The organism is Stenotrophomonas sp. YJH_SMC_20, from assembly GCF_059367845.1.
This window is the reverse complement of record NZ_JCAFRG010000016.1, coordinates 82,270-90,442: the sequence shown is the minus strand read 5'-3', so window position 1 is coordinate 90,442 and position 8,173 is coordinate 82,270. Positions and strand designations below refer to the sequence as shown.

Here is an 8,173-nt window from a genome sequence, read left to right as displayed (position 1 = left end):
TATCGACGTTAAGGTGCGGGATGGGGATCGCTCGGCTCGTCTGTCGGCTGCTATCCGCAGATATCATGTTGACGGTCCCTCCACCCTGGCTCCTACATACCGCGTAGGAGCCGGGAGGAACATACAAGCCATGCTCGGCTGCGTTTTGTAGAGCCGAGCCATGCTCGGCTGCTATTGGCAGGAGAAAAAAGCAAGTCGAGCATGGCTCGACTCTACAAAAGACAGGCGATCAATCCAGGAACCGCGCGGCCTGCTCCGGTGCGGGCAGGTAACAGGCCTCATGCCGACCGAACCAGCGGTAGCGGTTGCGTGCCAGCGCGCGATACGCCGCATCACGCCAGCCGCGCGGCACGAGCCGCAGCACGCCGGCCAGGCGCCAGGCGCCGCCCAGCCCCTCAAGGACGCGCAGCATCGCATCGGTATCGGTCCAGGCACCCTGTGCGTCCAGCAGCAGGAACGACATCGGGTCCTGCGGGTCCAGCCCGTGCGCGCGCAGCATCGCGCTGCCCTTCTGCCCCTGCATCGCTGCAAAGCGATAGCGCCCCCTGCGGTCGAAGCGCAGCAGGAAGCGCACCCAGCGGTTGCACAGCGCGCATACGCCATCGAATACGATCACCGCGGTCCCAGCCTCGGCGGCGGCCTCACCGCGGTTCGAGCCAGCCTTCATAGCGGATCAGGGCTCCGGCCCAGGGCAGCGTCACATCGACCAGGAAAGTGTAACGCTCGCCCTGCCAGGCTTCGCGGCAACGCGCGCCATCAAACCAGCGCCTTGGCAGCGGCAGCAGCCCGAACGCCCAGACCCGGCGCACCGACCAGTCGATGCCACCCTCGCGGGCCTGCAGATCAAATTCGAAGCGCACCGCGCCCAACTGCTCGCGCAGATGCCCGTCGTGCGCCCACAGCCGCGACACCATTGGCCAGCGGCCGAACCGCCGCGCCCACTGCTCGCCCTGCCGGTAGCGGTTGAACGCCACCTCGGTGGGAAGCGCGTCACCGTCCTGCGGCAACCGCGCCAACGCAGCCAGCAGCGGCACCAGCCAGTGCCGCCCCCTCACGATGCAGGCCTGCCCCACGTAGCGGCACGGCAACGGCGCGGCATGCAGCGCCTGCACCGGTCCTGCCAGGGTGGCGAAGGCCGGCCCCAGCACACGCGCGAACAGCGGCGGAGTCAGGGCGCGATCCAGGCCAGGGTCGCCATGCGCCCGGTGCGACGATCGCGCCGATGCGAATACAGGTCCGGGTCGGCCATCGTCGACACCGTGCCGCCATACACCTGTGCCGGGTCCATCCCCACAGACTGCAGACGCTGCCGCGCCAGCGCGAACAGGTCCACCTTCCAGTGACCGGGACGGGTCGCGACGAACGCTGCTTCGGCCGCCGGATCATGGCCGACGAAGGCGTGGTAGACCTCTTCACCGATCTCGTAATCGGCCGGCCCGGCTGCCGGTCCCAGCCAGGCGCGCAACTGCGCCGGCGGCGTCTGCATGGCCGCCACGGTGGCCTCCAGCATGCCGTCGGCCAGGCCACGCCAGCCGGCATGCGCCGCGCCCACCTCACTGCCATCAGCGGCGGCGAACACCACCGGCAGGCAGTCGGCGGTCAGGATCGCCAGCACCACGCCGGGCACCGAGGTCACCGCGGCGTCGGCCACCGGCTCGGCGGCACCCGGCACCGGCGGCGCGTTGAATCGCAGCACGGTGCTGCTGTGCACCTGGCGCAGCCAGTGCGGGGCCGACGGCAGCGCCAACCCCTGCTGCAGCAGCTGGCGGTTGTGCTCGACGTTGGCGGGGGTATCACCATCGGCCGCGTGCCGGTTGCCCAGGTTGAACTGCGCGAACGGCGCCGGCGAGATGCCCGCACCGTGCCGGCGCGTGGTCAGCGCATGGACGCCCGGAGGCGCCGGCCAGTCCGCCTGCAGCAAGGGCAGCGCGGCGGCCATCACCAGCGGTCCCGCTCGCGTGCGGCGAAGGCTTCGCTGTCTTCGCGCAGCACCTTCATCAGGTGCAGCATGTCCTCCGGCACCGGCGCAGTGTTGCGCACCGGCTCACCGGTGATCGGGTGCGTGAACTCCAGCGTCTCGGCGTGCAGGGCCTGGCGCTTGAAGCCGCGCAGCGCGGCCACCAGCTCGTCGCTGGCGCCCTTGGGCAGCTTCAGCGCGCCGCCATACAGCGGGTCGCCGATGATCGGATGGCGCACGTGCGCCATGTGCACGCGGATCTGGTGGGTACGACCGGTTTCCAGGCGGCACTCCAGCGCGGTGTGTGCCCGGAAGCGCTCGCGCAGGCGGTAGTGGGTCACCGCTTCCTTGCCGTCCTCACGCACCGCCATCTTCAGGCGATCGCGCGGGTGGCGGTCGATCGGGGCATCGGCAGTACCACCGGCCACCAGCGCGCCCATCACGATGGCCAGGTACTGGCGGTGCACGTCACGTGCCGCCAGCTGCTCGACCAGTGCGGTCTGCGCTTCCAGGGTCCTGGCCACCACCATCACGCCGCTGGTGTCCTTGTCCAGGCGGTGCACGATGCCGGCGCGCGGCAGCACCGCCACCGACGGGTCGCGGAACAGCAGGGCGTTGACCAGGGTGCCGCTGTGGTTGCCCGCGCCCGGGTGTACCACCAGGCCGACCGGCTTGTTGATCACCAGCAGGTGCTCGTCCTCGAACAGCACGTCCAGCGGGATGTCCTCCGGCTGGGCGTCGGTCTGGGTTTCCAGTACCACGTTGAGGGTCACCACCTCGCCGCCGCGCAGCGGATCGCGCGGGCGCACCTGGGCACCGTCCAGCAGCACCTCCCCGGCCTTGATCCATTCGGTCAGGCGCGAACGCGAGTATTCGGGGAACAGTTCGGCCACGACGGCGTCGAAACGGCGCCCGGCAGCGGTGTCGGGGACGATGGCCTGGCGGGCCGATTCAGAGGGTTGTTCAGACATGGCAGGGGGCATTCTTTGAAATTTTGGGGTCCCGGCGGCCGGTTTCAGTCGCTGGACAGGACACTAGGCTATCATCGACCCTTCGTATTCCAGCCGCGTCCCGCCTCGACCCCATGATCCGACGCTCCGCCATGCTCTCCGCGCCCGTCCGCCTCACCGCCCTGCTGCTGGTGCTGGTCATCGCCGCCACCGGCTGCCATCGCGGCGCCAAGAAGGGTGATCGCCCCGATGAAGGCGTGCCGGTCGAACAGCTGTACGAGAAAAGCCACAAGCTGATGCAGGGCGGCAACTGGAGCGGCGCCGAGGCCAGCTTCCGCCGCCTGGTGGCCCAGTATCCGTACGGTCCGTACACCGAGCAGGCGATGATCGAGACCGCCTACGCCCAGTACAAGGCCGGCAAGCACGATGACGCGGTGTCCAGCATCGACCGCTTCATCCGTACCTACCCGACCCACCGCAACATCGCGTACCTGTACTACCTGCGCGGCCTGGCGAACTCCAACCGCAGTACGGTTTTCCTGCGTCGCGTATGGGCGTTGGATGCCAGCCGCCGCGACCTGTCCACGCCGCACCAGGCGTATTCGGACTTCAACATCGTGGTGGACCGCTATCCGAACAGCCGCTACGCCGCCGATGCGCGCCAGCGCATGCTGGAACTGCGTGACGTGTTCGCCCAGCACGAACTGGACAACGCCCTGTACTACATGCGCCGCGGCGCTTGGGTCTCGGCCGCCGGCCGCGCCAACTACCTGCTGGAAACCTATCCGCAGAGCGCGTTCCAGTACGACGCCGTTGCTGTCCTGGCCGATTCCTACACCCACCTGGGCAACAAGACCCTAGCCGATGATGCGCGCCGCGTCCTGCAGTTGAACCAGCCGGACCACCCGTGGCTGGAAGGCAAGTGGCCGAAGTACCCGTGGATGATCCGCAAGCTGAACCCGTTCGCTGGCGAGAAGTCCGCCAGCACCGGCCAGCGCAACGCGCGACTGGAAAAGAAATAAGAAAAAGGCCCCGCAAGGGGCCTTTTCTTTGTCGGTTATCCACGCCATGCGTGGATGGTTCGTGCGCCCATGGACCACGACACTAGGAATTCTACGAATCCCCGGCGGATGCGACGCCGGTCCCAATCGGCGCGGGCGAGCCCCTCCACACTGCGGCGCAACGGCCATCCCGGCCGTGAAGGAGCGCCTCATGACCCCACCGCCACGCCATTTCCGTCCCCGCGCCTGCCTCCTCGCCACTGCCCTGCTGGCGCTGTCCTCGGCCTCCCTGGCTGCCGCACCGGCAGCACCGGGCGATCTGCTGTCTGCAGCCCCCTATCGCGCGTCGTGGGTGCCCTCCAAGGCCGCGCACGCCTACAAGCTGTACTACCGTACCCCGGATCATCGCGGCCAGCTGGCCGAAGGCACCGGCCTGCTGTACCTGCCCGCCGGCACGGCGCCGGCGGGCGGCTGGCCGGTCGTGTCCTGGGCGCATGGCACCCAGGGCATCGCCGATCGCTGTGCGCCTTCGGTCTCCGGCCCGTACCAGCCCGCGCGCGACGGGCGCTTCCTCGATCAGTTCCTGGCGCAGGGCTATGCCGTGGTCGCGGCGGATTACCAGGGGTTGGGCAGTCCGGGCAGCCATGCCTATCTGCATGTGCGCACTGCCGCGCGCAACGCCATCGACATGATCAAGGCCAGCCGCCAGTACCTCGGCAACGGGACGCTGTCGCCGCGCTGGGTCTCGGTCGGCCATTCGCAGGGCGGTGCCGCCGCGCTCACGGCGGGCCACATCGCCCCCTCCTATGGTGGGCCGTCGTTGCAGTACCGCGGCAGCTTCACCACCGGAACGCCCACCGCAGTCGAACTGACCGCGCTGGTGATGAAGCCCGACAACCGCACCGCCAATCCCGGCGCGCTCAACGCGTATCACGCGTATCTGCTCGATGGCCTGCTGCAGGCTGCGCCGCAGATCGACCGCGTCCTCAGCGATGAAGGCCGCGCGCGGGTGGCGGTGGCACGCGAGCAGTGCCTGGGCGAACTGGCCGTCACCCTGGACGGCGCGGACACCGGCAGCATGTTCACTGCACCGCTGACCCACGTGCCGGGCATCTGGGCCGTGCTGTACGACTACCTTGGCGTACCGCGCCGCGGCTTCAGCCAACCGCTGATGCTGGGCCACGGCAGCGAGGACCGCGATGTGCCCTATCTGACCACTCTGCTGTATGCCGCAGGCCTGGCCCTGCGAGGCGAGCCGGTCGCGTTCCGGCGCTATCCGGTCGATCACCGCGGCACGCTGGACGCGGCGGCGGCGGATGGCCTGGCGTTCGTACGTGCGCGGTTTGAGGATGGCCACTTCAGCGACGCTGCGGAAACTGCCGGCATCGAACAGCTGCTCGACGAAGTCCCGTAGATCCATGCCACGCGTGGATGATCTTCGACCACCGTGCGGACCAAGGTCCGCACCCACCGGAGAGGGCCGACGGGTTGCCGGCCAGCGGCCGGCACTGCCCACCCACCGTTGCCTCAGCCCTTGTAGCCGTTGCTGATCGGGTAGCGACGCTCGCGACCGAACGCCCGGCGCGACACCTTCGGCCCCGGCGCGGCCTGGTGCCGCTTCCACTCGCTGATGCGTACCAGGCGCAGCACGCGGTCAACCACGGCCGCGTCGTAGCCGGCGGCCACGATCTCCGTGCGCGACTGTTCCTGGTCGATGTGGCGGTACAGGATGCCGTCCAGCACGTCATAGGCCGGCAGCGAATCCTGGTCCAGCTGGTTCTCGCGCAGCTCGGCCGATGGCGGGCGGCTGATCACCGCCGGCGGAATCACCGGCGCGCCGCCCACGGTATTGCGCCATTTGGACAGGCCGAACACCTCGGTCTTGTACAGGTCCTTCAACGGCGCATAGCCACCGCACATGTCGCCGTAGATGGTGGCGTAGCCGACGGCGTACTCGCTCTTGTTGCCGGTGGTCAGCAACAGGCCGCCGAACTTGTTGGCCAGTGCCATCAGGATCACCCCGCGGCTGCGCGACTGCAGGTTCTCTTCGGTCACGTCCGGCGCGGTGCCTTCGAACATCGGCGCCAGCGATTCCATCAGGCCCTTGAACGCCGGCTCGATCGAGACCGCTTCCAGCTTCACGCCCAGTGCCTGGCACTGCTCGGCGGCCAGGTCGTTGGACATGCCGGCGGTATAGCGCGACGGCAGGCGCACGGCGGTAACGTTCCCAGCGCCGAGCGCGTCGACCGCCAGCGCCAGTACCAGCGCCGAATCAATGCCACCGGACAGCCCCAGCCACACCTTCTTGAAGCCGTTCTTGCGGCAGTAGTCCTGGATGCCACGGGTCACGGCACGCCAGGCCAGCGCGTCCATGCTCTCGTCGCCATCGTCCATCCACACGTGCGGCATGAAGCGGCGGGTCTCACCGTCGTACTCCACCACCAGCCACTGGTCGACGAAGGCAGCGGCAGCCGGGTGTACCGTGCCGTCACCATCGGCCACCACCGACGCGCCGTCGAACACCAGCGCATCCTGGCCACCGACCACGTTGAGATAGGCGATGGCCGCCCCGCTCTCGCGGGTGCGTGCGGCCAGCACCGCGTCGCGCTGGGCGTGCTTGCCCCGCTCGTACGGCGAGGCATTGGGCACTACCACCAGTTGCGCCCCCGCGCGCACGGTGTCGGCCAGCGGCTCGGCGAACCAAAGGTCCTCGCAGATCAGCAAACCCACCGGAATGCCATTGACCTCGAACACACAGCTGCCGCCGTCCGGATCGACATCGAAGTAGCGACGCTCGTCGAACACCGCGTAGTTGGGCAGCTCGCGCTTGCGGTAGGTCTGCTCCAGCAGGCCATCGCGCAGCACGCTGGCGGCGTTGTAGACCACCGCACCAGCCGCCTGCGGCCAGCCGACCACGGCGGTGATGCCACGGCAGGCAGCAGCGATACGGCCCATCGCCTGCTCGCATTCGTACAGGAAGCCGGGACGCAGCAGCAGGTCCTCCGGCGGATAACCGCTCACTGCCAGCTCGGGGAACATCACCAGCTCGGCGCCATACTCGTCGCGCGCCTGTCCGATCATCTCGATGATGCGCTCGGTGTTGCCGGCGACATCGCCGACCGGGAAATCGAACTGCGCCATCGCGATGCGGATCGAAGCCATGGGAATCCAGCCTGTGGTTGCAATGCGCCCATTGTAGCGCCGCGTCGTGCGCGCGCCGGGGGCGTTCACTGCGTGGACAGCCCCGGCTCAGTAGATCCACGCCATGCGTGGATGGGCCGACCAGGCGGCCGCCAGACGCAGAAAAGCCGCCCGAGGGCGGCTTTTCCAAAGCAAGCCGAGCGTGGGCTCGGCTCTACAGAATCGGCTGCCAGAGGCAGTCGTTCTTATTTCACCAGCTTGGCGATGGCGGCGCCCAGGTCGCCCGGCGAACGGACGGTGACGACGCCAGCAGCTTCCATGGCGGCGAACTTGCCTTCGGCAGTGCCCTTGCCGCCCGAGGCGATCGCGCCGGCGTGGCCCATGCGCTTGCCGGCCGGAGCCGACGCACCGGCGATGAAACCGACGACCGGCTTCTTCACGTGGTTCTTGATGTACTCGGCACCGGCTTCCTCGGCGTCACCGCCGATTTCGCCGACCATGATGATGCCTTCGGTCTGCGGGTCTTCGTTGAACAGCTTCAGGCAGTCGACGAAGTTCAGGCCATTGATCGGGTCGCCACCGATGCCGATGCAGGTGGACTGGCCCAGGCCGACTTCGGTGGTCTGCTTGACCGCTTCATAGGTCAGGGTGCCCGAACGCGACACGATGCCGATCTTGCCCGGCTGGTGGATGTGGCCCGGCATGATGCCGATCTTGCACTCACCCGGGGTGATGACACCCGGGCAGTTCGGACCGATCAGGACGGTGTCCGGGTAGGAACGGGTCAGCACGTTCTTGACGCGCAGCATGTCCAGCACCGGGATGCCTTCGGTGATGCAGACGATGACCTTGATGCCGGCAGCAGCGGCTTCCAGGATCGCATCGGCCGCGAACGGCGGCGGCACGTAGATGACCGACGCGTTGGCGCCGGTGCTCTGCACGGCGTCGGCAACGGTATTGAAGACCGGCAGGTCGATGTGGGTGGTGCCACCCTTGCCCGGGGTCACGCCGCCAACAACCTGGGTGCCGTACTCGATCATCTGAGTGGCGTGGAAGGTGCCCTGCTGGCCGGTGAAGCCCTGCACGATCACCTTGGTGTTCTTGTTAATCAAAACAGACATGGG

The 8,173-nt window shown here is 68.2% G+C and carries 8 protein-coding genes; 2 read left to right on the top strand and 6 right to left on the bottom strand.

Annotated features, from left to right (window positions below; all coding sequences use genetic code 11):
• Window positions 1–229: 229 nt before the first annotated feature.
• From AC5P6A_RS20600 to rluD, 4 genes are read right to left on the bottom strand one after another with little or no spacing between them, the layout of a single operon-like run.
• On the bottom strand, window positions 230–667 hold the full coding sequence (locus tag AC5P6A_RS20600) for a thiol-disulfide oxidoreductase DCC family protein (RefSeq protein WP_346715280.1): 438 nt from the start codon (window positions 665–667) through the stop codon (window positions 230–232).
• Complete coding sequence (locus tag AC5P6A_RS20595; RefSeq protein WP_346715281.1) at window positions 642–1,148, bottom strand: DUF4166 domain-containing protein; 507 nt, start codon at window positions 1,146–1,148, stop codon at window positions 642–644. The genes AC5P6A_RS20600 and AC5P6A_RS20595 overlap by 26 nt, the downstream gene beginning before the upstream one ends.
• Window positions 1,149–1,168: 20 nt before the next feature.
• Window positions 1,169–1,939, bottom strand: a complete 771-nt coding sequence (gene pgeF, locus AC5P6A_RS20590; RefSeq protein WP_111098291.1) for a peptidoglycan editing factor PgeF — start codon at window positions 1,937–1,939, stop codon at window positions 1,169–1,171.
• A complete protein-coding gene (rluD, locus tag AC5P6A_RS20585) occupies window positions 1,939–2,928 on the bottom strand; it encodes a 23S rRNA pseudouridine(1911/1915/1917) synthase RluD (protein WP_111098290.1) in 990 nt (329 codons plus the stop codon). Before rluD ends, pgeF begins: the two co-directional genes overlap by 1 nt.
• A 113-nt stretch (window positions 2,929–3,041) precedes the next feature.
• Between rluD and AC5P6A_RS20580 the strand changes: the two genes are divergently transcribed.
• Both AC5P6A_RS20580 and AC5P6A_RS20575 read left to right on the top strand, forming a co-directional pair.
• Window positions 3,042–3,929, top strand: a complete 888-nt coding sequence (locus tag AC5P6A_RS20580) for an outer membrane protein assembly factor BamD (RefSeq protein ID WP_031270743.1) — start codon at window positions 3,042–3,044, stop codon at window positions 3,927–3,929.
• A gap of 190 nt (window positions 3,930–4,119) precedes the next feature.
• Window positions 4,120–5,322 carry a lipase family protein gene (locus AC5P6A_RS20575; protein ID WP_206621696.1) on the top strand — a complete coding sequence of 401 codons (1,203 nt, stop codon included), beginning with the start codon at window positions 4,120–4,122 and terminating at the stop codon, window positions 5,320–5,322.
• Window positions 5,323–5,435: 113 nt separating this feature from the next.
• On the opposite strand, the gene AC5P6A_RS20570 is transcribed toward AC5P6A_RS20575, so the two are convergent.
• Window positions 5,436–7,070 carry an NAD+ synthase gene (locus AC5P6A_RS20570; RefSeq protein WP_346715282.1) on the bottom strand — a complete coding sequence of 545 codons (1,635 nt, stop codon included), beginning with the start codon at window positions 7,068–7,070 and terminating at the stop codon, window positions 5,436–5,438.
• 224 nt (window positions 7,071–7,294) lie between these two features.
• Window positions 7,295–8,170, bottom strand: coding sequence for a succinate--CoA ligase subunit alpha (gene sucD / locus AC5P6A_RS20565; protein ID WP_346715283.1), 876 nt, complete (start codon window positions 8,168–8,170; stop codon window positions 7,295–7,297).
• Window positions 8,171–8,173 lie beyond the last annotated feature (3 nt).

Coding starts and splice junctions, on each gene's coding strand:
- AC5P6A_RS20600 (WP_346715280.1), bottom strand. CDS start 667: ATGAAGGCTGGCTCGAACCGCGGTGAGGCCGCCGCCGAGGCTGGGACC.
- pgeF (WP_111098291.1), bottom strand. CDS start 1,939: ATGGCCGCCGCGCTGCCCTTGCTGCAGGCGGACTGGCCGGCGCCTCCG.
- rluD (WP_111098290.1), bottom strand. CDS start 2,928: ATGTCTGAACAACCCTCTGAATCGGCCCGCCAGGCCATCGTCCCCGAC.
- AC5P6A_RS20580 (WP_031270743.1), top strand. CDS start 3,042: ATGATCCGACGCTCCGCCATGCTCTCCGCGCCCGTCCGCCTCACCGCC.
- AC5P6A_RS20575 (WP_206621696.1), top strand. CDS start 4,120: ATGACCCCACCGCCACGCCATTTCCGTCCCCGCGCCTGCCTCCTCGCC.
- AC5P6A_RS20570 (WP_346715282.1), bottom strand. CDS start 7,070: ATGGCTTCGATCCGCATCGCGATGGCGCAGTTCGATTTCCCGGTCGGC.
- sucD (WP_346715283.1), bottom strand. CDS start 8,170: ATGTCTGTTTTGATTAACAAGAACACCAAGGTGATCGTGCAGGGCTTC.